The organism is Pseudarthrobacter sp. J47, assembly GCF_049810315.1.
Taxonomy (GTDB): Bacteria; Actinomycetota; Actinomycetes; order Actinomycetales; family Micrococcaceae; genus Arthrobacter.
Map to the genome: position 1 here is coordinate 3458213 of NZ_CP187358.1, position 24491 is coordinate 3482703.

Here is a 24491-nt window from a genome sequence, read left to right on the forward strand (position 1 = left end):
GGAGCCATGAGCCGGAACCTGACCGCAGAACTGACAGCGGACCTCCGCAGCCGCATCGTCGAAGGCGCCATCCGCCCTGGCGAAAAGCTGCCGAGTGAGAACACCCTGATTACCGAACACGGCGTCAGCCGCACGGTGGTCCGGGCCGCGCTCACCCGCCTGCAGGCAGAAGGACTCGTGGCCACCGAAAGGGGCCGTGGCAGCTTTGCGCTGACGCCGCCGTCGGCAAGTACGACGGCGGCACCCGGCACCCGCACGCCCGTCACCCTGGAGGACCGTCTCCACCTCCTGGAATTCAGGATCGGCGTGGAATCCGAGGCCGCGGCACTGGCCGCCGTGAACCGCACGGACCGGCAGTTGAAGGCGGCAGAGGCAGCCCTGGCGGACTTCGTGGACAGCGGAGAACACCCCGCCCACGCCATGAAGGCGGACTACGAATTCCACCGGGCGGTGGCTGCGGCCTCCGGAAACCCGTTTTTCCTGGACTGCCTCACGTCCCTGGGCCAGACCATGATCGCCATGCCCCGGACCCGCCTCATCACCGGCCAGCCACACTACTCCGGTGACCACTTCGCGCAGGTGGTCCATGAACACCGCTCGGTACTGGCCGCCGTCGCCGATGGTGACGGGCCCGCGGCAGCAGCGGCCATGCGCAGCCACCTCGCGAACTCGCGCCGGCGCATGCGGGCGCCGCAGGAGTAGTCCGCCCGCGGGTATTCTGGAAGGGATGAGTGAATCCCCCCAAACCCCGCAAACACCCCGCCCCGTCACGCCCGGAACGCAGGCTTCGTTCGGCACCTATGGCGGCCGGCCGGTGAGTTTTGTGCGCCGCGGGACCCGGCTGCAGGGCCGCCGGCAGGCAGCCTGGGAGGAGCACGCCGAGCGCTGGGCGATTGACGTTCCCCGGCACGTCGCGAACACCTCGGTACACCCGGAATACACGTTCGACGCCGAGGCCGAGTTTGGCCGCAAGGCGCCCCTGGTGGTGGAGATCGGGTCCGGGCTGGGTGACGCCATCTGCCATGCGGCTGCGGAAAACCCGGACAAGGACTTCCTGGCCGTGGAGGTGTACACGCCCGGGCTGGCGAACACCATCATCAAGATCAACAGCCGCGGCCTGCAGAACGTCCGCGTGGTGGAAGCCAACGCCCCGGAGGTCCTGGCCACCATGCTGCCAGCGGGCTCGGTCAGCGAACTCTGGGTCTTCTTCCCGGATCCGTGGCACAAGTCCCGCCACCACAAGCGCCGCCTGATCCAGCCGGAGTTCGCCGCCCTGGCTGCCCGCGCCCTGGAACCGGGCGGGCTGTTCCGGATCGCCACGGACTGGTCCAACTACGCCGTGCACGTCCGCGAGGTCATGGCCGCTTCAGAGGACTTTGAAAACCTCCACGACGGCGAGCGCAGCGGCCCGGAGAGCCCCCTCACGCAGGTGTGGGAATCCGGCGTCGAATCCGTAGTGGGCGGCGCGCCGGTCCGTGAAGGCCGCGATCCCGTCAGCACGGCACATACCGGTCCCAACGAAGGTGTGGACCTGGCCGGCGGCTGGGCCCCACGGTTCGAAGGCCGCATCCTGACCAGCTTCGAGGCCAAGGCCCACGAAGCCGGCCGGATGATCTTCGACCTCTGCTACCGGCGGGTCTGACCCGCCGGGCCGGCGTCGAGATGGCACTTCGCAGCAGTCGGGGCGCCCCACACTGCAGCCAAGTGCAATCTCGCGGCATCAGTTCAGGCTGATGGCCCCGACAATGTCCTTCAGCAGGTCCACGCGCGGTTCAATCTCCGGGTTCACCACGGGCCAGATCACCACTGCGCCCAGGAACTTGCCCTGCTCCCAAATGCCCACGGGTGCGGCAATCTGCGCGGATCCCACGGGGCTGTCGTAGCCCACCATCACCGCGTAGCTGTCCTTGCCGGGCAGGTTCAGTTCGCCCTCGGAAATCTTGTGCCCGGCGCGGCCCTTCAGGTAGAAATCGGACATCAGGTGCGCCCAGCCGGTGATCTGCGGGGCGCCGTTGACGGACCCGTTGTCCTTGAAGACCGTCACCAGGACATCGCCCGGAAGACCGTACTGCTCGGTGCCGGGGCCGCCGCTGGATTCCTCCAGGACCTGCGTGTTTTCGGGGAATTCGGCCGTGAAGCCGAGCGGGGATTCAATGTGCAAAGTCATGCGTTGCTCCTTCAGCAAGATGCGGTTGGCCGGCAGGCCTAGTTCTGCTCAATCCGCTGCAGCTCGGTATCGTTCGGGACCTTATGGTACGTGGACACGTTGGTGCTGATCTGGCTTTGGGTCTTGACCTCAACCTCAGCGGCCCTGACATCAAATCCGGCCTGGCTGGTGGCTGTCGCCACGGCGTTGACCTGGACGGTGGCGGAGCCGGCCTCATACAGCCTGGCAGCGTCCTCCGAGGCCGCTGCGTCATTTCCGAGGGCCACGTTGCGCATGTAGCTGTCGATGATCGGCTGGTTTTCCGGCGTGTAGGGGACATCGATCTTGACGGTACCCTGGGCGCCGCCGGTGACTGTGGTTTCCGAGGTGGCACCGGGAGTGTCGACGCCGCCACTCACCCCGCGGGCTACGGTGCCTTCCATGGACACTGACACGGAGCTGATGTTGTTGTCCGCATCCATCTTCACCTGGAGGCCGGCTTTGCCGTCTGCCTGGAAGACGTCCCCGTTCAGGTCCAGCTTGCCGCTGGCGGATACCTCGGCGCTGGCCGTTGAGGTGCCGTCCGTCAAGTTCCGCTCATAAGCAAGGTTCAGCGCAGCTTCACCTGAGGCAGTGCCGGTTCCGGACTTGCCTTCCACGGCCAACTCAACGCTTCCCTTGACGGAGTCGCTGTGGCCGCTGGTGTCGTTGTCATCTGCTGCGTTTTCAATGGTGTCCAGGATGTAATCCGGCGGGTTCTCCACCACGTCCTTGGCATCGCCCAGGCTATCCGGCGGCAGGTCCCGGTACATCTGGTCCCGGGCCGCGAGGGCGTCCTCCATGGAATCGAAGGTGTACTGGCGGGAGACCTCACCGTTGAGGGTGACCCCGGCGGTGCCGCTGGGATCGTTGACGCCGATGCCCAGGTTTCCGTGGACTTTCATGGTGGCCGAGCCGTCCGCGTTCTCCACGACTTCAACACCCACCTCGGCGCCGCCGTGCACCCAGGCCACCCGGCCTTCGATGGACGCCGTGCTGGTTTCCCGGTTGACGGGAATGTCCGCCCTGGCCAGTTCCTGGAGGTGTTCCCTGGCCTGCTGCTGGGCTGACTCCGGAATCCCGCCGTCCATTTTCATCAGCTCGGCGGCGAAGGGACCGTTTTCGCCTTCGCCTTCGATCAGGTACTGGCGGTCCTCTTCGGAGAGGCTGGCCCACCATTCGGCCTGTTCCTTGGGGCTGGCGTCCGCCATGGTGCCCAGCTGGTTTTCCAGCTGCTCGCGGTGTTCGGCACGGGCTTCGGCTTCTGCTGCCTTTTCGGCCAGCCAGGTCTTGTAGTTTTCCCACTGCACCTGCAGCTTCTCCAGGAACGTCATCTTCGTGCTGCCGGTGGAGGCCGCGGAGGACTTCTCCTGCTCGTCCGCGTTCTGCAGGAGCAGCTTGGCGTTGGTTTTGAGGCTGTTCACCACGCGGTCCAGGCTGGGGCGGTGCCTGCCGTTCCAGTCCTGGCGGAAGCGTTCGCCGTCCGCGCCTTTCCACGGCGCCGCCATGATCTGGCCCTGCAGGGACGTGACCCGGGTGCTGAGCAGGGTGGCCGCCTTGTCTGCGGCCTTCGCCAGCTCGCGAAGCTGACTGACGTCAGCACCATAAAATGCCATGTTCTCTCCCGGACTTGTACGGTTTTGGTTTGATCACTGATGCATATCGTTGCATGCGCGCACGCGCCCGGCCATGGGCATCACTCCCCATGGTTGCTGCCCGCCGTGCCGTTCCCACCAGCGGATACTTCCCGGTTCCCTTCCGGCGTGGCACGATTTAGCAACAACAAAGCAGGCTTAGGAAGGATCCGGACATCAAACGCGAACTGAAGCAGGCGGCTGACAAAGCGGAAGACGTCACCAACTCCCGGGTCCTGGAGGCAGCGGCCCGGATCGGGTTCGCCGTGAGCGGCATCCTGCACCTGCTGATCGGTTTCATCGCGATCAGGCTGGCTGTGGGCGGCAACGGCCGGGCGGACGTCAGTGGCGCGGTGTCCGAACTGGCAAGCCAGCCCGCCGGGCCCCTCCTGCTGTGGAGCAGCTTCGTGGCCTGCGCCGCGCTGGCCTTGTGGCAGGCCAGCGACGCCATCTTCGACTTCGGCCACCTGCCCAAAGGCAAAAAGGCCGGCGCCAAACTCAAGGCCGCGGGCCAGGCCCTCGTGTTCGCCGGACTCGCAGCCACCCTGGCGTCCTTCGCAGTTGGCACGGGATCCAGTGCTGACAACAGCCGCTCGGCCACCGACCTCACGTTGAAGGTCCTGACGGCACCGGGGGGCGTGGCGCTGCTGGTGGCCATCGGCCTGGGCGTAGCGGTAGCCGGGGCGATTTATGGGTTCCGGGGCGTCCGGAAGTCCTTCGCCAAGCACCTCAACCTGCCGCAGCAGCCCGGCCTCAAACGGGCTGTGGTGTGGCTCGGCGTCACCGGCTACGTTGCCAAGGGTTCCGTCCTCCTGCTCACCGGCGTATTGGTGGTGGTGGCCACCCTGCGCGCCCACCCGGAAGAATCCACAGGGCTCGACGGCGGACTGAAGTCCCTCCGGGACCAGCCTTTCGGCGTATACCTGCTCGCCGCCGTCGGGCTCGGTCTGATCTGTTACGGCGTGTACATGGTGGTGCGGGCGCGGCTGGCCCGGATGTGACGCGCACCAGCGTCTTGCCGTGCCGGCGATAGGCTGAATCCATGCCCCAGGTACGCGCCGAACGGTCCATCAGGCTTGATCCTGACACCGCTTTTGCCTTTTCGCAGTCCACCGGTGAGTTCCGCCGCAAGTGGGATCCGTTCATCTCCCGCCAGGGCTGGCTGGACGGCGCCACCGCGGCCGGCAAGGGCGTGCGCACCCGCACGGTATCCCGGATGGGCTTGGTGATGGTGAGCGAATACGTGTCCTTTATGCCGCCAAAAAACGTGGGCATGACCATGGTGTCCGGGCCGTGGTTCTTCGAGACGTTCGGCGGCGGCTGGCGTTTCACCGCGGACGACGCCGGCACCCGGGCCGTGTGGAAATACACTTTTTCGTGCCGCCCGGCGTGGTTGCGGCCGATTGCCGAACGGATCGGCACCTGGCTGCTGGGCCGGGAGATTGAACGGCGGATCGAGGCGTTCGCCCGGGCCTGCGAAGATCCGGAGCTGGTGCAGGAGTTCCGTTCGCTGAACGCCGACGGTTAAGATCGGGCGATGGCCACCGAACACAAAAACCCAGCTGGTTCCACCGAAGAAGCCGTCAAGACCGCAGGCACCTGGAAGCTGATGGTGGACAGCAACCAGGCCCTCCTGCTCCGCAAGACCGGGCATGACGTCCACTGGTGGGCTGCCCGTGGCCGGGAGGAAGGCCTGAAGAATGACGCCGAGCTCCGCGACTGGATGCGGGACCAGCACGGCATCACCGGCTACGCGCAGTACGCCGTCTCCTGGGAGATGTTCGGCTACCCGGAGTTTATGCTCCGCGACGCTGACGAACTCCTGGACGGCCAGTACGCCAAGCACCCCGCACTTCGGCCCATTGCGGACGCCGTGCTGGCCTGGGCCGCGGCCACCGAAGGCGTCCAGATCCAGCTCCGCAAAGGCTACGTTTCGCTGCACACGGCACGTCGGAAGTTCGCGCAGCTGACCCGCAGCAACAACACCACCGTGGACCTTACGCTGCGCCTGGTGGCTGAGCCGGACGAGCGCCTGGAAGCCATCAAGGTCCGCGCCGACGACCTCTTTGACCGCCGGATCCGCCTCAAAAGCACCGACGACGTCGACCCTTACGTCCTCTCGACGCTCGCCCGGGCCGTGGAACAGAACAGCTAGGCGGGCTGCCCCCGCCGCGTGCCGAGTTCGCGGGAAGCCTGCGGGGTCGCGGGAGCGTTCCAGCGAGCCCGCGGCGTTCCAGCGACCTCGGGGATATTCGACGACGGCGGCCCGCCCCGGGTGGCCGGGTGTCGCTCAGCTGGCGTTGGGTTCCGGTCGGCGGCGCAAAGCTGCAATGATCCTGGCCTTGAATGATTCCTCGTTGAACAAGTCCTGCCAGATGAGCCGCACGAACATCCAGCCATCCTCAGTCAGCGCGTTTTCACGTTGCCGTTCCCGGTAGAGAACTTCCTTTGTCGGCGCGTAGTCGAAATATTTGGTCTTGCCGTCGAATTCGAGCGCGATCCTGCGTTCCTTCCAGCCGAAGTCCATGCGGTGGCGCCCGGCCCTGCTGATGACCTCCAGCTGGATTTCCGGCATCGGGAGCCGCAGTCGTTGCAAGAGCTCGCGCGTCAAGGTTTCGCCTGCCGATTCAGAACGCGGATCGGCGTTTTCGAGAACACGGCGAAGGTTCTTCACACCGCGCCTGCCTGGCACGGCCTCTGCCATTTCCTGGATGCGGAGCGGGTCCGCGCCCTTCCTGAGGGCGTTGTCCATGATGATCAGGCTCTGCCGGTAGTTGAGCGTGAGCGCACAATCAACCGCCGTCCGTTCCAAGGAAGTGACCCGCAGCCCTCTGACGGTGGCGATGTCGGCTTCGCTGAACGGCCGTGTGTGCCCGCGGACGTCCTTGCCTAAACGGCAGCTGGATGGCCGGGTCCGCAAAAGGACGTGGACAAGGTCGTCGGCGTCCCAGACGAACAACCCATGGATCCGCGCTGCGGAGGTGTGGCTGTACGCATAGCTGCCGTTCGACGTCGTCCGGGTTCCGTGGGCATGCGCCAGAATCAGCTGGTCGCTGCGGACCCAAGGCTTCTGTTTGTCCCACAGTGACGCCCGGATGTAGCAGCCGTACCTGAGCCGGATCAGCTCACGGTGATGAAGCAAGGCTGCGATGGCACGGGAGTTCAGGCCTGCGGCATGCAGCTGATCCGTCCGCCACAGTGAACCGGTTGGCGGGAGCTGAGGCAGGGATGGGGGCACGGATAAGACCGATGGCTGGGGCAGTGTCATTCTCCAAGCATTGGCGGGGCCACTGCCCGGGGACAGGCATCCGTTTCTCTATGTGGAAACTCCTGGGTCCCCTGAAGTCGCTGCAAAGCTGCGGGGTCGCCTGAAAGTTCCGGCGACCCCGCAGCTTTCCCGCGACCACGGTGCCGGACCCGGGAGGCGAAAGGTTAGGCGTCGACCTCTTCGAACTCCGTGTCCGCCTCTTCGAACTCAACGGCGGCGACGATCTCGCCGTTGGCCGGGTTGATCATAAAGGCCTCTTCTTCCTCCTCGACCATGATGAAATCGCCGTGGTCGGTGGCGAAGTGCCAGGCCAGGACTTTCACGCCGTCGTGCATGTAGTTGGGATCGCCCATGGTGATCTTTTCCAGTGAGTAGCCGGCCACGTCACAGAGTTCGCGGATGATCACCTCGAATTCGGGGGCGTTCTCCCGGGCTTCCTCTTCCGCCTCGGCCTGGCGTTCGGCCATGTTGGGCACGCGCGAAACCCGCACTGCGATGTGGGCGTTGAGGTCTTCCTCGCCCAGCACCTCAAGGCCTTCCTGGCTGAGCAGCCAGGCGGCGTTCAGGGCCGTGATGTCCTCGGTCTCAAGGAGGGATTCGAACTCGTTGTCCAGTTCCTCCAGGGCCAGCACGGCCTCGGACGGCTCGTCTTCGTCGTCGGTATCGCCGTCCAGGTACTCATCCGCTTCGGCTTCGGTCAGCGCATCGAACGCCGCAACGGTGCGGTTGAAGAGGTCCAGGTGGGCCGTGGCGCCCATGCCCTCGAGGCCTTCGCGGATGTAGGTGTCCAGTGCTTCGCGCTCCGGTGCGGTGAAGACGTACTGGGCAAAACCGCCGCCCAGCGCCTGGGTGAGGTAGAAGTCGACGTAGTAGCTGCGCAGGGCGTTCGGCGCGATCTCGTCAGAGGCCAGCAGCTCCTGGTACATGGCGTTGACCACGTCAACATTGGAGTCCACCACTTCGCTGGCATCCCGGCTGTCGGTGGTCAGGACTACGGGGTATTCGTTGTTCGTCATGGCGATCCTCACGGCTGGTACTGACTGTTCGGGACATTTTCAGCGTAGGGCTGGCGGGTCCGCCGGCAGCCCAGCCGCAAGTGAACGTCAGGCGAAGATTGAGGGTACGGATTGGCCAGGTTTGAGGGGCTTCGGGGCTTGACTAAGATGGATCAGATAGTCAACCACCGGTCGCACTCTTTGGCGGCCTGCCGAAAGTAGCGCGCCTCCATGCCATCCCAACCGGACGAAAGTGCGGCCCTGGCAATCCAGACTCCTGCCATCAATGACCGCTCTCTCGCGGCCGGGCTGGCCTACGCCATGGGCAGCCGCGTCAGCGGGATGCAGTTCGACGGCGGCACCGGGCTTCTGCTGGGCAAGGTCCGCGGTGGTGCCGCTACCCCTTATTCGACGTCCGCCAAGCTGGTCCGCAGGGGTGCCGGATGGAGCTGCACGGTGGGCATCTGCAGTTGCCCGGTGCGCAAGGACTGCAAGCATGTGGCCGCGCTGCTTTTTGCCGCTGAGGACAACCCCGCCATCCGGGCGCAGCTGCTGACCGCACCGTCCTCCACCGGACTGCGCCAGTCTGCCGGAGCCGAGCTGAGCGACTGGGAACGCGCACTGGGCCCGCTGCTGTCCGGAACCGGCGCAGGCACGGGGCAATCGGCGGGCGGCACGGCCCTGGCCCTGCAGTTTGAGGTGGAGGAGCCGCCGCCGCACTTCTCCTACACAGGACGCCGGGATCCCGTCCGCAGCTTCCGCCAGCTCCGCGCCCGGCCCATGATGATGGGCAGCCGCGGCAAGTGGATCCGCGGGGACCTCTCCTGGTACAACCTCACCTACCAGCACGATGCCAACCAGGCGCACGTCGACTGGATGACCAAGTTCTACGCTGCACACTCCACCCGCCGCAGCGGCAGCTACGATCCCACCGCACTGTGGCTGGGCATGAACACGTTCGGGTCCCGGAGCCTGTGGACGCTGCTGGCCGAGGCCCAAAAAATCGGTGTGGCCTTCATCTCCGGACGGGGCCAGGAACCCGTGGCACTCGCCGGGGACCCCGCCGTCGTCAGCCTCAACCTGAGCCGCCCCGCCGGTGACGGCGGCGGCGGTAACGGCGGCGGAGGCCTGGACCTTGCCTCCTCCATCACCGTGGACGGCGAGGAGATCGATCCGTCACTGGCGGGAACGATCGGCCGTCCCGCGCACGGCATCTTCTACTCCCGGCCCGCCGGGCAGCTGGCCGCCGAGCTTCCCGCCGTGTCAAAGGCGGAGCAGCAGCTGGTCCTGGCGCCCCTGGAAGAGGGCCTCAGCGATGAGCTGCTGGCGTTCGTCACCACGGGAAAGTCACTGCACATCCCCGCGCAGGACGAGGCCCGTTTCCTGTCCGGCTACTACCCCAAGCTGAAGCAGTCCGCACGGGTCACGGCCAAGGACGAATCCGTGGAGCTGCCGGTCCTGGCTGTGCCCACGCTGTCACTGCTGGCCAATTACGGCGCGGACCACCACGTCCGGCTGCACTGGGAATGGCACTATCGTGCGGGCAACAAGGTCACCGCCCAGCCGCTCTGGCCGCACCCCGGCGACGAGGGCTTCCGCGATCCCGTCACTGAAGGCCGCATCCTTGAGGAACTCGGCAGGCCTTGGGAAACCGTGGCTGCGCTGGGCGAATCCCTTACAGGCGGCTGGGGCACGCCCCGGCTGGCGCCCACCGCCGAGCTCAAGGGCCTGGACACCCTGACCTTCACCGAGGAACTACTCCCCCAGCTGCGCCAGAAAACCGGCGTTGACGTGGAGACCACCGGTGACATTGCCGACTACCGCGAGGCCGAGGAAGCGCCCGTCGTCTCGATTTCCACCTCCGCCACCGAGCAGCGGGACTGGTTCGACCTCGGCATTGTGATCACGCTCGAAGGCCAGCAGGTGGCGTTCGGCAACGTCTTCTCCGCCCTCGCGGCCGGCCAGACGCGCATGCTGCTGCCCAGCGGCGCCTACTTCTCCCTGGACATCCCCGAGCTGCACCAGCTCCGCGAGCTGATCGACGAGGCCCGGGCGCTGCAGGACAACAAGGACGCCCCGCTGCAGATCAGCCGGTTCCAGGCCGGACTGTGGGACGAACTGGCGCACCTGGGGATCGTGGACCAGCAGGCTGCCGCATGGCGGGACGCCGTGGGCGGACTGCTCGACGGCGGTGTGGACGGACTTCCGCTGCCGGCCACCCTTAACGCTGAGCTGCGCCCGTACCAGCTGGAGGGCTTCAACTGGTTGACGTTCCTATACCGCCACGGCCTGGGTGGCGTGCTGGCTGATGACATGGGCCTGGGTAAAACCGTGCAGGCGCTGGCGCTGATGTGCGCCGCGAAGGAAGCCGTGGCCGACGCACCCAACGGGGATGGCACCGATGGAGCGCCCGACAGTAGCAGCACCGCCCCGTTCCTGGTGGTGGCCCCCACCAGCGTGGTGGGCAACTGGGCCAGTGAGGCCGCACGGTTTGCCCCGGGCCTGAAGGTCCACGCGATCGGCGAGACCTTCGCCAAGAGCGGCACCACCCCGGCCGAGGTGCTGGACGGCGTGGACATCGTCATCACGTCCTACGCACTGTTCAGGATCGACTACGACTCCTACGCCGGCCGCACCTGGTCCGGCCTGGTCCTGGATGAGGCGCAGTTCGTGAAGAACCACCAGTCCAAGGCCTACCAGTGCGCCCGGAAGCTGCCCGCAGGCTTCAAACTTGCCATCACCGGAACACCGCTGGAAAACAACCTCATGGAATTCTGGGCGCTGACCTCCATCGTGGCGCCCGGGCTGTTCGCCAGCCCGCAGCGGTTCGCGGAGTACTACCAGAAGCCCATTGAAAAGGCCGGCGACAAGGGGCAACTGGACAAGCTCCGGCGTCGGGTCCGTCCCTTGATGATGCGCCGCACCAAGGACCAGGTGATCCGGGACCTGCCGCCCAAGCAGGAGCAGATCCTGGAAGTGGTGCTGAATCCACGGCACCAGAAGGTCTACCAGACGCACCTGCAGCGCGAGCGCCAAAAGGTGCTGGGCCTGATCGAGGACGTCAACAAGAACCGGTTCACCATCTTCCAGTCCCTGACCCTGCTGCGGCAGCTGAGCCTGGACGCCTCGCTGGTGGATCCGTCCCTGGCGGCGGTGCGTTCCAGCAAGCTGGACGTGCTGTTCGAGCAGCTGGACGACCTCATCGCCGAGGACCACCGCGCCCTGATCTTCAGCCAGTTCACCGGCTTCCTGGGAAAGGTGCGCGAACGGCTGGAGGAACGCGGAGTGGAGTACTGCTATCTCGACGGCGGCACCCGCAACCGTGCCGACGTCGTCAATTCCTTCAAAACCGGAACCGCGCCGGTGTTCCTGATTTCGCTGAAGGCCGGCGGGTTCGGGCTCAACCTGACGGAGGCGGACTACGTGTTCCTGCTGGATCCGTGGTGGAACCCCGCATCTGAAGCGCAGGCCGTGGACCGGACGCACAGGATCGGGCAGGCCAAGAACGTGATGGTGTACCGGCTGGTTGCCAAGGACACCATCGAGGAAAAGGTCATGGCGCTCAAGGCCCGGAAATCGCAGCTGTTCTCAGACGTGATGGAAGGCGAGGCCCTGGCCGGAGGGTCAATTACGGCCGAGGACCTCGCCGCCCTGTTCAAGGACTAGCGCGGGTCAGGACTGGCGGGCCGAGCCCAGCTCCACGGGATCCTCGTCCGTGAGGTAGGCGAACTCGGAGTGCGCGGCGATGTCGATGCCGCGCAGCTCGTCTTCGGGATGGATGCGCAGGCCCATGGTGCGGTCCAGGATCTTCGCAAGGATCCACGTGATGCCGAACGAGTAGGCCAGGACCGTCACCGTGGCCAGCGCCTGCACGCCCAGCAGTTCGAAGCCGCCGCCGTAGAACAGGCCGCTGACGCCGTTGGGCGCCGCATCCGTGGCGAAGAAGCCGATCAGCAGGGTGCCCAGGATGCCGCCCACCAGGTGGACGCCCACGACGTCGAGTGAATCGTCGTAGCCGAGGCGGAACTTCAGCTCAATGGCCAGCGAGCAGACGGCGCCCGCAATCGCACCGATGGCCAGCGCACCCAGCGGGCTGACAGCGCCACACGCCGGAGTGATCGCAACCAGCGCGGAGATCAGGCCGGAGGCGGCGCCCATGCTGGTGGCCGCGCCGTGGCGGAGCCGCTCCACCAGGGCCCAGGCCAGCAGGCCGGCGGAGGCTGCGACTGCCGTGTTGAGGAAGACTACCGACGCCGAATGGCCGGCGGACAGTGCCGAACCGGCGTTGAAACCGAACCAGCCCACCCACAGCAGGCCTGCACCCACCAGGACCAGGGGACGGCTGTGCGGCTTGGTGTGCTCCATCTTGGGCCAGCCGGAACTGCGGCCCAGGACCAGTGCCAGCGCCAGGGCTGCCGCACCGGCGTTCATGTGCACCGCGGTGCCGCCGGCGAAGTCGATGGCCTCGATGCCGCTGGCAATCCAGCCGCCGGTGACGCTGCCATCCTCGGAGGAGAAAGCGAACACCCAGTGGGCGATCGGGAAGTAGACAACCGTGGCCCAGATGCCGGCGAACAGCATCCAGGCACCAAACTTCATGCGCCCGGCGGCAGCACCTGCCACCAGCGCGGTGGTCACGCAGGCAAAGAACAGCTGGAAGGCCGCGAACAGGATCACCGGGATGGAGGCTTCGTCATCTGCAGCAAGCAGTTGGCCCATGCCGGGGAATTCGGTGATGTCACCGATGAGTCCCAGGCCGCCAACCGAATTGCCGAATGCCAGGGAGTAGCCGAACAGCGCCCACAGGACAGCGACCAGGCTGGCCCCGCCAAAGCACATCATCATCATGTTGAGGATGCGGCGCGAGCCCACCATGCCGCCGTAAAACAGCGCCAGGGCGGGGATCATCATACAAACCAATGCGGCGCTTGCCAGGATCCAAGCGACATTTCCGGAGTCCATGGAAACCCCTTTCTAGATGCGAAGAGAGAGGACGCCAGCCGCCCGGAGAACCTGCCTCTACCCGGGAAGCGGAGTCAGAACCGCGGGGCAAGGGGAGGCAGCGGCTGCCGTCTGGTTCCAGACTAGGCAGCGCTGGAATGCGTAGGTTTCGGGTGGGTTAAATCAACGTTTAAGTCCGGGCATCAGCCGTTGGATCAGGCCAGCCGCTGGATCAGACCGCCGATGGATCATGCCCTCCTAGATCAGGCCCTGGGCCAGCATCGCGTCGGCAACCTTCACGAAGCCGCCAATGTTGGCACCCAGGACGTAGTCCCCGGGAACGCCGTACTCCTCGGCCGTGGCAGCGCAAAGATCGTGGATGCCCACCATGATCTCCGTGAGCCGGCGCTCGGTATGGTCGAAGGACCAGGAATCGCGGCTGGCGTTCTGCTGCATCTCCAGCGCCGAGGTAGCCACACCACCGGCGTTGGCTGCTTTGCCCGGCCCGAACAGCACATCACCGGCCTGGAACGCGGCAACGGCATCCGGGGTGCATGGCATGTTGGCGCCTTCGCCCACGGCCAGGAGGCCGCCGCGCATCAGGGTGGCGGCAGCACCGCCGTCGAGCTCGTTTTGCGTTGCACACGGCAGCGCCACCGTGGCGCCGGCTTCCCAGACTGAACCGCCCTCGACGTACCGCACGCCGGCCCGGCGCACCGAATATTCCTTGAGCCGGGCGCGTTCCACTTCCTTGATTTGCCGCAGCAGTTCGACGTCGATCCCGGCCTCGTCCACGATGTAGCCGCTGGAATCGGAGCAGGCCACCACGGTGGCGCCCAGCGCCTGGGCCTTGGCGATCGCGTTGATCGCGACGTTTCCGGAGCCGGACACCACCACCCGCTGCCCATCGAAGGAGAGGCCGCGCGTCTTCAGCATCTCGTTGGTGAAGATGACGGCGCCAAAGCCCGTGGCTTCCGGCCGCACCAGGGAACCGCCCCAGGAGATGCCTTTGCCGGTGAGGACGCCGGACTCGTAGCGGTTGGTGATGCGCTTGTACTGGCCGAAGAGGTAGCCGATCTCCCGGCCGCCAACGCCGATGTCCCCGGCCGGAACGTCGGTGTATTCGCCGATGTGACGGTACAGCTCGGTCATAAACGACTGGCAGAACCGCATGACCTCGGCGTCCGAGCGTCCCCGCGGATCAAAATCGGAGCCACCCTTGCCGCCGCCGATCGGCATGCCGGTGAGGGCGTTCTTGAAAATCTGCTCGAAGCCGAGGAACTTGATGATCCCCAGGTTCACCGAGGGGTGGAAGCGCAGCCCGCCCTTGTAGGGGCCCAGCGCGGAGTTGAACTCCACCCGGAAGCCGCGGTTGATCCGTACCTGACCCTGGTCATCAGTCCACGGGACGCGGAAAATGATCTGCCGTTCCGGTTCGCAGAGCCGCTCCAGCACGGCGCCGTGCAGGAATTCCGGATGCCGGTCATGCACGGGTCCCAGGCTCTCAAAGACCTCCGTGATGGCCTGGTGGAATTCCGCTTCACCGGGGTTCCGGGCCAGGACCGTATTCCTGATGGCGGCCAGCCGTGCATCCATGAACATCTCCTCGCGATCATTTATGATTTCACTAGACGGGATCTAGTTTTCATATCTTGGAATTGAGGATAGCCGATCTTCCAGAATTGGTTGCCGTCCTCCCAGTCATCCCGCGCACAAAGAGGTCCTGATGCCCTATCTCTGCCTGCTGCTTTCCGGCGCAGCACTCCTGGTCAACGGCCTGGCCCTTCTGGGCCGGCTCCCCCGCCGCGACGCCGGCACCCTGAGCCTCGTGGTGGGCATCATCCAGCTGGGGCTTGCCGTTGGGTACGTGACCACCCACGACGGCGGGACTCCCGTTATGCTCTCTGCCGCCGGCATGCTGCTCTTCGGCCTGACCTACACGTACGTGGGGCTGGATACCTTCCTGGCGCTGGGCGGCAAGGGGCTCGGCTGGTTCTGCGGGATGGTGGCCCTTTTTGGCATGCTGCTGGCGGCCGCGTGGCTGGGCAGTGACCCCGTGCTGGCCGTTTTGTGGTTGGCGTGGGCCGCGCTGTGGGGCCTGTTTTTTGTTTCCCTGGCGCTGGGCAGGAGCGCGGTGGATCCCTTCACCGGCTGGGCCCTGGTGCTCACCAGCCAGGTCACCGCAACCGTTCCGGCGTTCCTGGGGCTCGCCGGGCTCTGGCCCTCCGCGCCCGAAGCTGCCCCCGGGATGGCTTTCGGAGCGGCCGCGGTGCTGGCGCTGCTGTTTACGACGGCGGCTGTCCTGGCCAGGCCCGGCATCCGCTTCCGCGTCCGGCCTGCATCAGGAAGCGCCGCTACTTCGCTCCAACGGCAAGGAACTTAATGGGCAACTCCAGCAGTTCCAGCGGGCCGTGCGGGCCTTCGCCGTCCAGCAGCAGCGAGTCCCCTTCTTCCATCACGTATTCGTAGGCGCCGTGCCCGTAGACCATGCGGCCGGCCAGCATGTAGATGAATTCGGTGCCCGGGTGCTGGAACAGCGGGAAGACGTCCGAGGCGTCGGTCAGGGTCACCAGCGTGGGTTCCAGAGCGTCGGTGCGGCCCTTCAGCGTTCCGAGGACCCGGTACTCGTGCCCGTGCTGGGTGCCGCTGCGGACGGTCAGGCTGCCCTGCCCGCTCTTGGTGAAGGTGGCGTCGCGGTCAGTATCCGCGCCGCGGAAGAGGGCCGTGACGGGAACTTCCAGGCCGTCCGCCAGGCGCTGCAAAGTGGTGAGCGAGCAGGACGTTGCAGCTGCTTCGATCTTGGAAATCATCGCCTTGGACAACCCGGTCCGGGAGGCCAGCTCCGCGGCGTTTATCCCGTTCACCTGCCGGTAGTGCCTCACCTGCTTGGCGATAATCCCTTCCAGACTCATGAGGCCATCATAGGCAGGCGGCGTACGCGGGCCCGTTCAGGAGGCCGCTTCAGGCGTCCGGGCCGATCAGCAGCCCGGCCAGCGCATCAGCGAGCGCCACGGCACCCAGCTCGGCGTCGGCGTCGTCCACCAGTTCCTCCGGTGAGTGCGAGATTCCGGTGGGATTCCGGACAAACAGCATGGCGGTGGGCAGGTGCCCGGCCAGGACGCCGGCGTCGTGCCCCGCGCCGGTCTCCAGGACCGGGGCGTCCGGCAGCAGTAACTGCAGGGTGTCCCGCAGGCCGGCGTCGAAATGGACGGTGGGGCTCAGGGATTCCACGGTCAGCGCGGCGGTGCAGCCTTCCTCCGCTGCCAGCAGTTCCGCGCGGCAGGTGATGGATTCGACGACGGCGGCAGTCACCGCATCATCCGGGTGCCGGACGTCAATCCACAGGTCCACCCGGGAGGCTATGACGTTCGTCCCGCCGGGGACGGGCTGCAGGCGGCCGACCGTGGCGCGGACGTTCCGATGTTCCCGGGCAGCGTCCCGGATGGCCACCACGGCACGGGCCGCGGCCACCATGGGATCCCGGCGTCCGGCCATCAGGGTGGTGCCGGCGTGGTTGCCCTGCCCGGCGAAGCTCAGCTTCCAGCGGCCGTGGCCCAGGATGGAGGAGCCAATGGCAACCGGCCGCTCCAGGTCGATCAGTCCGCGGCCCTGTTCAACGTGCAGCTCAACAAACAGTCCCAGCTGGGCCAGGGCGGCAGGGTCAGCGCCGATGAAGCGCGGGTCCTGTCCGCCCGCCGCCGCGACTTCCGCGTACGTGTTGCCGTCCGCGTCACGCAGGTTGCGGGCCTTGTCCGGGTCCAGCGCGCCTGTCAGCAGCCGCGACCCCAGGCAGGCCACGCCAAACCGGGACCCTTCCTCCTCGGGGAAAACCGCGACGGCCAGCGGCTTGGCCGGCTCCAGCCCGCGGGCCTTCAGGATGTCCACGGCAACCAGCGCGGAAGCCACACCCAGCGGGCCGTCAAAGCCGCCGCCACCGGGCACCGAATCGAGGTGGCTGCCGGTCAGCACGGCGTCCTTCCGCACCCGGCTGGCAGTATCCCACCAGGCCCAGATGATCCCGTTCCGGTCCGTCTCCACATCCAGCCCGCGCCGGCCCGCCTGCTCCACGAACCAGCCGCGCAGGTCCGTTTCCGCCGTGGAAAATACCGGCCTGCTGTAGCCTCCGCGCCATTGGTCCGTGCCGACGTCGGCGATTTCCGCCAGCAGCGAGGTAACGGTGGCGGTGGTGCTGGGTGCGGTCACGGGGAAGGTCCTTAGCTGGTGGCGGAGGGGCGGAAGCGGAGCGGGATGGGCGAATCGGGTGAAGAGAGGGACGCTGCGGGGGCCGTGGCCAGGTCCGCGGCCCACTGGCCGATCAGCGGCGCGAACTTGGCGCCGTGGCCCGAGCACGGCGAGACCACCGTGATGCCGTCCACGCGGTCGATCACGAATTCCTCGTCAGGGGTGTTGGTGAACAGGCAAGTGGTTTCCGCGTAGGGCTCCGGGTCCAGGCCTGGCAGGTACTGGCGCACGTACTCCACCACGCGCTCCCGGTTGGCCGGATCCACTATTCCGGTCTGGTCTGCCGCGGACGGGATGAGGCCGCCGCCGTTGAACTCGGCAACTTTCTGGCCGGCGAATCCGGCGTCCCGCCCACCGGGAAGGCCGTACACCTGGATCCGGTCATTCTTGTGGATGAACGTGGGCCAGCCGGCCGCGGCCTCCTGGTCCCGGTAACGGAAATGGAAGGCCTGCTCCTGGCGTACGGTGATCTCCGGCAGCGCAGCAATAAACTCCGCCGGAAGTGTCAGCCGCTGCAGGAGCTGCGGCAGCCACCCTCCGGCACTGACCACCACGTTGCCGGCGTCGAGCGTTTCACCCGTTTCAGAGGTGAGCCGGTAGCCGTCCCCCTGCCGGGAAATGCCGGCCAGCGCCCAGCCCGTGTGCAGCCGCGCGCCCGCTTCCACCGCCAGCCGGACCATGGCGTTGACGGCGGACTCGGCGTCGATCACGCCGGCGCCGGGGTGCCACAGCACCTCGGTGTCGAAGGCGATTTCCGGCCAGCGCTTGCGCGCGTCCTCAGCGGAGAGCAGGGAATGCTCGACGCCGGCACCCGCCAGAATTGCCGCCAGCTCGCGGGGCTGACGGTCCTGCCCGTAGTCCACGGCACCGGTTGCGCTGATGAACTGCGCGCCGGCGGCCGCTTCCAGCTTGTCCCAGAGTTCCCTGGCCTGCACCACGGCTTCCGTGTAAAAGGGTTCGGCGTAGGCGTAGCGGAAGATCCGGGCCGAGCCGTGGGAACTGCCGGCATGGCTGGCCGGGACGTCCCGCTCCACCAGCGTGACGTCGAGTCCACGGGATGCCAGGTGCCAGGCGGTGGCGGCGCCGGACAGGCCGGCGCCCACCACCACGTAATCGGCAGTTACAGGTTCACTCAAGGGTTTACTCCTTGCCTGCCGCGCCCGGGATCCAGCTGGTGCCCGCGAGGGGAACCCTGGCCATGGCCGCGGCTTCGATGGTGAGAGCCACCAGGTCCTCCGGCTCCAGGTTGTGCAGGTGCGATTTTCCGCAGGCCCGCGCAATGGTCTGGGCTTCCATCGTAAGGACGCGGAGGTAGTTCGCCAGCCGCTTGCCCGCTGCCACGGGGTCCAGCCGCGCGGACAGTTCCGGGTCCTGGGTAGTGATGCCGGCGGGATCCCGGCCGTCCTGGAAGTCGTCGTAGAAACCGGCGGCGGAACCCAGCGCGGCGTATTCGGCGGCGTAGCGGGGATCGTTGTCGCCCAGGGCAATCAGCGCCGCCGTGCCGATGGCCACCGCGTCGGCGCCCAGCGCCATGGCCTTCGCCACGTCAGCGCCTGTCCTGATGCCGCCGGACACAATGAGCTGGACTTTGCGGTGCACACCCAGTTCCTGCAGCGCCTGAACGGCCTGCGGAATCGCGGCAAGGGTGGGGATGCCAACGTTCTCGATGAACACCTGCTGCGTGGCTGCCGTGCCGCCCTGCATGCCGTCCACCACCACCACGTCCGCCCCGGACTTCACGGCCAGCGCAGTGTCGTAATACGGCCGGGATGCGCCGATCTTCACGTAGATGGGCGTCTTCCAGTCCGTGATCTCGCGGAGCTCGCCGATCTTGATTTCAAGGTCGTCCGGGCCGGTCCAGTCCGGGTGCCGGCTGGCCGAGCGCTGGTCGATGCCCACCGGCAGGGTCCGCATTCCGGCCACGCGTTCGGTGATCTTCTGGCCCAGCAGCATGCCGCCACCGCCGGGCTTGGCGCCCTGGCCCAGCACAATCTCGATCGCGTCAGCCTTGCGCAGGTCATCCGGATTCATGCCGTACCGGGACGGCAGGTACTGGTACACCAGGCGCCTGGACTGGCCGCGCTCCTCAGGCGTCATGCCGCCGTCGCCCGTGGTGGTGGAGGTGCCCACCTCGGAGGCGCCACGGCCCAGCGCCTCCTTGGCGTTGGCGGACAGTGCACCGAAGCTCATCCCGGCGATGGTCACCGGAGTCTGCAGGTGCAGCGGTTTGCTGGCGTGCCGGTCCCCGAGGACGACGTCGGTATCGCACTTTTCGCGGTACCCCTCCAGCGGGTAGCGGGACATGGAGGCGCCGAGGAAGAGCAGGTCATCAAAGTGCGGGACCTTGCGCTTGGCGCCCCAGCCGCGGATGTCATAGACGCCCGTGGCGGCGGCCCGCTGGATGTCCGCGATGGCGGCGCGGTCGAAGGTGGCGGATTCACGGAGGCCCAGTGCGGCGAGGTCGGGCGCAGCCAGGTTGTGGGCGGGTGCTGCGGGTGCTTCGGGCGCAACGGGCGCTTCGGGGCTGGAGGTGATGGTCATGGGGGGCCTCCTAGTAGGCAGTCGAGTTGTCGACGTGGAAGTGGTAGAGGTTCCGGGCGGAGCCGTAGCGCTTGAAATTGGCGGGATCATCCGTCCGGCCGGCGGCGGCCAGCAGTCCGGCCAGCTCGGTGAGGTGCTCTTCGCGCATGGGTTTTTCGATGCAGTCCGCGCCGAGGGATGCCACGGTCCCCTGCACATAGATCCGGGCCTCGTAGATGGAATCGCCCAGGGCCTCGCCGGCGTCGCCGCACACCACCAGGCGTCCGGCCTGTGCCATAAACGCCGACATGTGGCCGATGTTGCCGCCCACCACAATGTCCACGCCCTTCATGGAAATCCCGCAGCGTGCGGACGCGTTTCCGTCGATCACCACCAGTCCGCCATGCCCGGTGGCGGCCGCGGACTGGGAGGCATCCCCGGTGACGTGCACGGTGCCGGACATGATGTTTTCAGCCAGTCCGACGCCGGCATTTCCGTTGATCGTGACGGTCCCCTTCTGGTGCATCCCGGCTGCGTAGTAGCCGGCATGGCCGTTGATGGTGACCTCGATGTCCGCGGTGATCCCCACCGCGAGGCTGTGTTTGCCACCGGGTGCGGTGACGGTCCAGCTCTGCCCAGTGCCGGCGTCGTGCAATGCCTGGTTCAGTTCCCGGACAGTACTGGTACTGAGATCCACAGTGAAGGACTCCGCGGCCTGGGCGGGCGCGGCTGCTTGTTCGGGGGCTGTCAGAGTGACCATGTGTAGATCTTTCCGGGTTCCGGTTCAAAGATGCAGGCGGTGTCGATGCCGGGCAGTCCGGCAAGGGCGCGGTATTCGGAGGCCATGGCCACGTAATCCGCGGTTTCGGCGATGATGGCCGGCTTGCAGGCGATGGGGTCCCGGACCACGGCCATGCTGTCCGCGGTGGTCACCACCAGGGTGTAGAAGCCGTCGAACACCTGGCCCAGGTTCACCAGCGCTTCCTCGAGGGTGTCGCCCTGCTGCAGCCGCGACGCCACGTAACGGGCACCCACTTCCGTGTCATTGTCCGAATCGAACACCACGCCGTCGCGCTTGAGCTGGCGGCGGATGGTGGCGTGGTTGGAGAAGGATCCGTTGTGCACCAGGCACAGATCATCCGCCACGGAGAACGGGTGCGAGCCGCCGGCCGTCACAGCGGACTCCGTAGCCATCCGGGTGTGCGAGAGGCCTTGGCTGCCGGACATTTCCGCCAGCCCGTGTTCGGCGGCGATTTCCATGGGGTGGCCAATGCTCTTCATCACCGCCACGTGCTCGCCGCGGCCAATGATGGTTGCCTGCGGCAGCGTTTCCGTCACGGCCTTCACCAGCAGTTCAGGCTCGACGGCGGCACTCACCAGGGTGGTATCGCCCACCGTTTTGACCACGGGCAGGGAGTCCACCGGCAGCATGGCCTCGAGGGATTCCGTGAGCTCCCGGTGGCCCAGCGCCTGGCTTCCGCCCAGCAGGCTGAGGGTGGCGGCGCCGTCGCGGATCAGCCCCGGAGTGTTGTAGACGGCCAGACCGGCAGAGTCAGGGCCGCGCTCCACGATCTCGCACAGCATGGAGGAGAGCAGGCTTCCCATTTGGGGGTGCAGCGAAGGATTGCGCAGCTGCAGCGCGGCGATTCCGCACATGTTTTTCCTTTTGTTGACGGGACTGTTGAGGTGCTTGGCCTTGTTGTTTTGGCGGCGTTTTGTAGGGCGGCGTTGGCTGGGGCCTGCGCTTGCTAGGGCTTGAGCTCGCTAGATGGCCGTGAGGTAGCTCCGGATTTCCCAGTCGCTGACCTGGTTGTGCCAGTTCAGGAATTCCTCTTCCTTGGCGTCGGCGTAGTAGCTGCCAATGGCCGGATCGCCGCTCAGGCTGGCCAGGATCACGGGGTCCCGACGCAGCGCCTCCACGGCGTGGAGCAGGGTGGCCGGCAAGGTATGGGCGTCCGGCCGCGACTCCCCCGGACCGGACGGCGCCCCGGGATCCGTGGCATTTTGGACGCCGGCCAGCCCGGCAGACAGCGCTGTGGCAATAGCCAGGTAGGGGTTGGCGGAGCCGTCCCCGGAGCGCAGTTCAAGGCGCTTATTGTCCGGGACGCGGATCATGTGGGTCCTGTCGTTCCCACCGTAGGACGCCTTGCGGGGCGACCACGTGGCACCCGAGGAACTGGTGGTGGCACCCGTCCGCTTGTACGAGTTCACTGTGGGAGCCAGGAAGGCCTGCAGCGCCGGAGCGTGCTCCAGCAGCCCGCCAATGAAGGAATATGCCAGAGGTGAGAGGCCCAGGCCCTTGGTATCGGCGTCGGACGGGAAAAGCGGTTCCGCACCGGACCAGAGGGACACGTGGAAGTGCAGGCCCGTTCCGGTGCGGTCGGTGAACGGCTTGGGCATAAACGTGGCCGTCATGCCGCGCTGCTCGGCCAGGACGCTGAGGATGTAGCGCAGCGAAACCACGCGGTCCGCAGTAGTGAGGGCATCCGCGTAGTTGAAGTTCTGTTCAAACTGGCCGGCGGCGTCCTCGTGGTCGTTCGCATAGTTGCCCCAGCCCAAGCCGTTCATGGCTTCGGAAATCGACGTGAGGTGCTCGTACATGCGGGTCACGCCGCGGGCGTCGTAGCAGGGGCGGGGTGCGTCGTCGCGGGTATCGGCGGTACTCAACGTCCCGTCGTCGTTCTTCTTCACCAGGAAGTACTCCACCTCGGCGCCGATCTTCGCCTCCATCCCCCGCTCCGCCAGGCGGGCCAGGGTGTTCTTGAGGATGACGCGCGGGGCGTAGGGCCAGGGCTGGCCGTTGACGTGCGGATCGCAGTGGATGATGGCCAGGCCCTCCTTGATGAAGGGCACCGGCGTGAAGGAGGACAGGTCAGGCACCGCGATCAAGTCCGCGTCCTGGGGCTTCTGGCCGATCAGCCCCGCGGCATAACCGGCGAACCCCATGGCGCCGCCCTCCAGCTCATCGGCGGCCTCGACCGGAACCAGCTTGGCGCACGGCTTGCCGGTCATGTCCACAAAAGTGGCGAGCAGGAAGCGCACGTTGTGGGCGCGGGCCACGTCCGCCAGCGAGGGGCGGCTGGCAGCACGGCGGCTGGCAGCACGGGCCTGTTCCGCTGTGTCCGGAACAGCAGTGGGGGCGAGCGTTGTCATCGAAACATCCCGTTCCATTGGAGTTAGCTGTTAGTAAACCTTGTTGAATCAGAGTATCCAAATCGGTGTTTCGGGCGGTTGGCGGAGTTGTTAAATCCGCGTTTCGGTGGGCGGCGGTTGTTGGTCGGGCCCGCGCCCGGGCCGGTGGTCGAGCCTGCCGAGACCCGGTCCGGCGCTCGCACCAGTCGGTGGTCGAGCCCGTCGAGCCCCAGCCCGGCGCTCGAGCCGGTCGGTGGTCGAGCCCGTCGAGACCCTTGAGTCCTAACCTTGTCCGCAGATCAGAACCTTGAAGGTTAGGAATCGCGAACAGGCTTAGGAATCGACCAATGGGACCAAGGAGGCCGGCGGGATTGGGTCTCGCGAGGTCTCGACAAGCCCAACCAACGGGATACCCAGTCGGTGGTCGAGCCTGTCGAGACCCCCGACCGACGCGCTCGAGCCTGTCGAGACCCTTGAGTCCTAACCTTGTCCGCAGATCAGAACCTTGAAGGTTAGGTTTCGCGGACAAGCTTAGGAATCGACCAAAGGGGACCGACGCGACGGGGACTCGCGAGGCTCGACCCGGGGTTCGGCGGGGCGGGTCTTGACAAGCTCGACCACCGGCGGCCAGCTCGACCACCGGGAGCCGCTCGACCAACGGACGCGGTTGGGAGGCTGGGCGGCTACGTGGAACGATAGTTCCCATGCCTCAGAAGATTGCGTACCAGGGTGAACCGGGCGCCAACTCAAACATCGCGTGCCAGGAAATGTTCCCCGAGATGGAGAGCGTTCCGTGCGCCAGTTTTGAAGACGCATTCGAGCTCGTGTCCAGCGGTGAAGCGGACCTGGCCATGATTCCGATCGAGAACTCCATTGCCGGCCGGGTGGCGGACATCCACGTACTGCTGCCCGAATCGAAGCTGCAGATTGTGGGCGAGTTCTTCCTCCCCATCCACTTTGACCTGATGGGCCTGCCCGGCAGTAGCATCGATGCCGCTGCCGAGGTCCACAGCCACATCCACGCGCTGGGCCAGTGCCGCCGGATCATCCGCGAGCACGGCCTCAAGCCCGTGATCGCAGGCGACACCGCAGGCTCCGCACGGGAAGTCCGCGACTGGAACGATCCCACCAAACTCTCCTTGGCTCCGCCGATGGCCGCCCAACTGTACGGCCTGGAAGTCCTGGCCACCGCCGTCGAGGATGACCCCACCAACACCACCCGCTTTGTGGTGCTGGCGCGGGAGAAAGAACTTCCGGCGCGTGAAGAACTGGACGGACCGGCGGTTACCAGCTTCGTATTCCGGGTCCGCAACGTGCCGTCGGCGCTGTACAAGGCGCTGGGCGGGTTCGCCACGAACGGCGTGAACATGACCCGGCTGGAAAGCTACATGGTGGGCAACGAGTTCGCGGCCACCATGTTCATGGCAGACGTCGAGGGCCACCCGGAAGACCTGCCGCTGAAGCTGGCCCTGGAGGAGCTGGACTTCTTCACCACCGAGGTGCGCATCCTGGGCGTCTACGCAGCCGCCGACTACCGGCTGCAGCAGGCCGCAACAGCCTGACGCCCCCGGACC

Annotated in this window: 21 protein-coding genes; 8 read left to right on the forward strand and 13 right to left on the reverse strand. The window is 66.5% G+C overall.

Annotated features, from left to right (window positions below):
* The first annotated feature begins 6 nt into the window (after window positions 1-6).
* Both ACPJW8_RS15955 and trmB read left to right on the forward strand, forming a co-directional pair.
* Window positions 7-702: a FadR/GntR family transcriptional regulator gene (locus ACPJW8_RS15955; protein ID WP_330189367.1), complete on the forward strand. Its 696-nt coding sequence runs from the start codon at window positions 7-9 to the stop codon at window positions 700-702.
* A gap of 25 nt (window positions 703-727) precedes the next feature.
* A complete protein-coding gene (gene trmB, locus ACPJW8_RS15960) occupies window positions 728-1642 on the forward strand; it encodes a tRNA (guanosine(46)-N7)-methyltransferase TrmB (protein ID WP_330189366.1) in 915 nt (304 codons plus the stop codon).
* Between the two features lie 78 nt (window positions 1643-1720).
* Here trmB and ACPJW8_RS15965 read toward each other — a convergent pair whose 3' ends face one another.
* Complete coding sequence (locus ACPJW8_RS15965; RefSeq protein ID WP_330189365.1) at window positions 1721-2167, reverse strand: hypothetical protein; 447 nt, start codon at window positions 2165-2167, stop codon at window positions 1721-1723.
* Window positions 2168-2205: 38 nt separating this feature from the next.
* Window positions 2206-3801, reverse strand: coding sequence for a hypothetical protein (locus ACPJW8_RS15970; protein ID WP_330189364.1), 1596 nt, complete (start codon window positions 3799-3801; stop codon window positions 2206-2208).
* Window positions 3802-4007: 206 nt separating this feature from the next.
* Between ACPJW8_RS15970 and ACPJW8_RS15975 the strand changes: the two genes are divergently transcribed.
* From ACPJW8_RS15975 to ACPJW8_RS15985, 3 genes are read left to right on the forward strand one after another with little or no spacing between them, the layout of a single operon-like run.
* Window positions 4008-4820: a DUF1206 domain-containing protein gene (locus ACPJW8_RS15975; protein ID WP_330189377.1), complete on the forward strand. Its 813-nt coding sequence runs from the start codon at window positions 4008-4010 to the stop codon at window positions 4818-4820.
* A 41-nt stretch (window positions 4821-4861) separates the two neighbouring features.
* Window positions 4862-5347, forward strand: coding sequence for an SRPBCC family protein (locus ACPJW8_RS15980; RefSeq protein WP_330189363.1), 486 nt, complete (start codon window positions 4862-4864; stop codon window positions 5345-5347).
* A gap of 9 nt (window positions 5348-5356) precedes the next feature.
* Entirely contained in the window at window positions 5357-5974 is a 618-nt protein-coding gene (locus ACPJW8_RS15985) for a DUF5655 domain-containing protein (RefSeq protein WP_330189362.1), read from the forward strand.
* A 135-nt stretch (window positions 5975-6109) separates the two neighbouring features.
* Here the strand turns inward: ACPJW8_RS15985 and ACPJW8_RS15990 are convergent, their stop codons facing one another.
* On the reverse strand, window positions 6110-7087 hold the full coding sequence (locus ACPJW8_RS15990; protein WP_330189361.1) for a hypothetical protein: 978 nt from the start codon (window positions 7085-7087) through the stop codon (window positions 6110-6112).
* Between the two features lie 164 nt (window positions 7088-7251).
* Window positions 7252-8103, reverse strand: coding sequence for a DMP19 family protein (locus ACPJW8_RS15995; protein ID WP_330189360.1), 852 nt, complete (start codon window positions 8101-8103; stop codon window positions 7252-7254).
* Window positions 8104-8313: 210 nt separating this feature from the next.
* Here ACPJW8_RS15995 and ACPJW8_RS16000 point away from each other — a divergent pair, with 210 nt between their 5' ends.
* A complete protein-coding gene (locus tag ACPJW8_RS16000; RefSeq protein WP_330189359.1) occupies window positions 8314-11748 on the forward strand; it encodes a DEAD/DEAH box helicase in 3435 nt (1144 codons plus the stop codon).
* A gap of 6 nt (window positions 11749-11754) precedes the next feature.
* On the opposite strand, the gene ACPJW8_RS16005 is transcribed toward ACPJW8_RS16000, so the two are convergent.
* Both ACPJW8_RS16005 and gdhA read right to left on the reverse strand, forming a co-directional pair.
* Window positions 11755-13044 (reverse strand): ammonium transporter, encoded by a 1290-nt coding sequence (locus tag ACPJW8_RS16005; protein WP_330189358.1) that lies wholly within the window; start codon window positions 13042-13044, stop codon window positions 11755-11757.
* Between the two features lie 237 nt (window positions 13045-13281).
* Window positions 13282-14619, reverse strand: a complete 1338-nt coding sequence (gene gdhA / locus ACPJW8_RS16010) for an NADP-specific glutamate dehydrogenase (protein ID WP_330189357.1) — start codon at window positions 14617-14619, stop codon at window positions 13282-13284.
* Window positions 14620-14749: 130 nt separating this feature from the next.
* On the opposite strand from gdhA, the gene ACPJW8_RS16015 reads away from it, so the two are divergent.
* Window positions 14750-15406 carry an AmiS/UreI family transporter gene (locus ACPJW8_RS16015; RefSeq protein WP_330189356.1) on the forward strand — a complete coding sequence of 219 codons (657 nt, stop codon included), beginning with the start codon at window positions 14750-14752 and terminating at the stop codon, window positions 15404-15406.
* Here the strand turns inward: ACPJW8_RS16015 and ACPJW8_RS16020 are convergent.
* The 7 genes from ACPJW8_RS16020 to glnT form a co-directional block, all read right to left on the reverse strand.
* Window positions 15378-15935, reverse strand: a complete 558-nt coding sequence (locus ACPJW8_RS16020) for an XRE family transcriptional regulator (protein WP_330189355.1) — start codon at window positions 15933-15935, stop codon at window positions 15378-15380. The genes ACPJW8_RS16015 and ACPJW8_RS16020 overlap by 29 nt on opposite strands.
* Before the next feature lie 49 nt (window positions 15936-15984).
* Window positions 15985-17226, reverse strand: coding sequence for an allantoate amidohydrolase (locus ACPJW8_RS16025; protein ID WP_330189354.1), 1242 nt, complete (start codon window positions 17224-17226; stop codon window positions 15985-15987).
* 11 nt (window positions 17227-17237) lie between these two features.
* The gene (locus tag ACPJW8_RS16030; protein WP_330189353.1) at window positions 17238-18401 is read right to left on the reverse strand and encodes an FAD-dependent oxidoreductase; all 1164 of its coding nucleotides are present in this window, start codon (window positions 18399-18401) and stop codon (window positions 17238-17240) included.
* Window positions 18402-18405: 4 nt separating this feature from the next.
* The gene (locus tag ACPJW8_RS16035; RefSeq protein ID WP_330189352.1) at window positions 18406-19806 is read right to left on the reverse strand and encodes an FMN-binding glutamate synthase family protein; all 1401 of its coding nucleotides are present in this window, start codon (window positions 19804-19806) and stop codon (window positions 18406-18408) included.
* Window positions 19807-19816: 10 nt separating this feature from the next.
* The gene (locus ACPJW8_RS16040) at window positions 19817-20545 is read right to left on the reverse strand and encodes a protein glxC (RefSeq protein WP_330189351.1); all 729 of its coding nucleotides are present in this window, start codon (window positions 20543-20545) and stop codon (window positions 19817-19819) included.
* A complete protein-coding gene (locus ACPJW8_RS16045) occupies window positions 20533-21441 on the reverse strand; it encodes a glutamine amidotransferase (protein WP_330189350.1) in 909 nt (302 codons plus the stop codon). Before ACPJW8_RS16045 ends, ACPJW8_RS16040 begins: the two co-directional genes overlap by 13 nt.
* Window positions 21442-21549: 108 nt before the next feature.
* Complete coding sequence (gene glnT, locus ACPJW8_RS16050; protein ID WP_330189349.1) at window positions 21550-22938, reverse strand: type III glutamate--ammonia ligase; 1389 nt, start codon at window positions 22936-22938, stop codon at window positions 21550-21552.
* Window positions 22939-23621: 683 nt separating this feature from the next.
* On the opposite strand from glnT, the gene ACPJW8_RS16055 reads away from it, so the two are divergent.
* Window positions 23622-24479, forward strand: coding sequence for a prephenate dehydratase (locus tag ACPJW8_RS16055; protein WP_330189348.1), 858 nt, complete (start codon window positions 23622-23624; stop codon window positions 24477-24479).
* Window positions 24480-24491 lie beyond the last annotated feature (12 nt).

Bases quoted from the DNA above. Each gene is read 5' to 3' on its own strand.
- gdhA (WP_330189357.1), bottom strand. From the start codon at position 14,619: ATGGATGCACGGCTGGCCGCCATCAGGAATACGGTCCTGGCCCGGAAC.
- ACPJW8_RS15980 (WP_330189363.1), top strand. From the start codon at position 4,862: ATGCCCCAGGTACGCGCCGAACGGTCCATCAGGCTTGATCCTGACACC.
- ACPJW8_RS16055 (WP_330189348.1), top strand. From the start codon at position 23,622: ATGCCTCAGAAGATTGCGTACCAGGGTGAACCGGGCGCCAACTCAAAC.
- ACPJW8_RS15990 (WP_330189361.1), bottom strand. From the start codon at position 7,087: ATGACACTGCCCCAGCCATCGGTCTTATCCGTGCCCCCATCCCTGCCT.
- ACPJW8_RS16005 (WP_330189358.1), bottom strand. From the start codon at position 13,044: ATGGACTCCGGAAATGTCGCTTGGATCCTGGCAAGCGCCGCATTGGTT.
- ACPJW8_RS15965 (WP_330189365.1), bottom strand. From the start codon at position 2,167: ATGACTTTGCACATTGAATCCCCGCTCGGCTTCACGGCCGAATTCCCC.
- ACPJW8_RS16020 (WP_330189355.1), bottom strand. From the start codon at position 15,935: ATGAGTCTGGAAGGGATTATCGCCAAGCAGGTGAGGCACTACCGGCAG.
- ACPJW8_RS15985 (WP_330189362.1), top strand. From the start codon at position 5,357: ATGGCCACCGAACACAAAAACCCAGCTGGTTCCACCGAAGAAGCCGTC.
- ACPJW8_RS16000 (WP_330189359.1), top strand. From the start codon at position 8,314: ATGCCATCCCAACCGGACGAAAGTGCGGCCCTGGCAATCCAGACTCCT.
- trmB (WP_330189366.1), top strand. From the start codon at position 728: ATGAGTGAATCCCCCCAAACCCCGCAAACACCCCGCCCCGTCACGCCC.
- ACPJW8_RS16045 (WP_330189350.1), bottom strand. From the start codon at position 21,441: ATGTGCGGAATCGCCGCGCTGCAGCTGCGCAATCCTTCGCTGCACCCC.
- glnT (WP_330189349.1), bottom strand. From the start codon at position 22,938: ATGACAACGCTCGCCCCCACTGCTGTTCCGGACACAGCGGAACAGGCC.
- ACPJW8_RS15955 (WP_330189367.1), top strand. From the start codon at position 7: ATGAGCCGGAACCTGACCGCAGAACTGACAGCGGACCTCCGCAGCCGC.
- ACPJW8_RS15970 (WP_330189364.1), bottom strand. From the start codon at position 3,801: ATGGCATTTTATGGTGCTGACGTCAGTCAGCTTCGCGAGCTGGCGAAG.
- ACPJW8_RS16035 (WP_330189352.1), bottom strand. From the start codon at position 19,806: ATGACCATCACCTCCAGCCCCGAAGCGCCCGTTGCGCCCGAAGCACCC.
- ACPJW8_RS16015 (WP_330189356.1), top strand. From the start codon at position 14,750: ATGCCCTATCTCTGCCTGCTGCTTTCCGGCGCAGCACTCCTGGTCAAC.
- ACPJW8_RS16040 (WP_330189351.1), bottom strand. From the start codon at position 20,545: ATGGTCACTCTGACAGCCCCCGAACAAGCAGCCGCGCCCGCCCAGGCC.
- ACPJW8_RS15995 (WP_330189360.1), bottom strand. From the start codon at position 8,103: ATGACGAACAACGAATACCCCGTAGTCCTGACCACCGACAGCCGGGAT.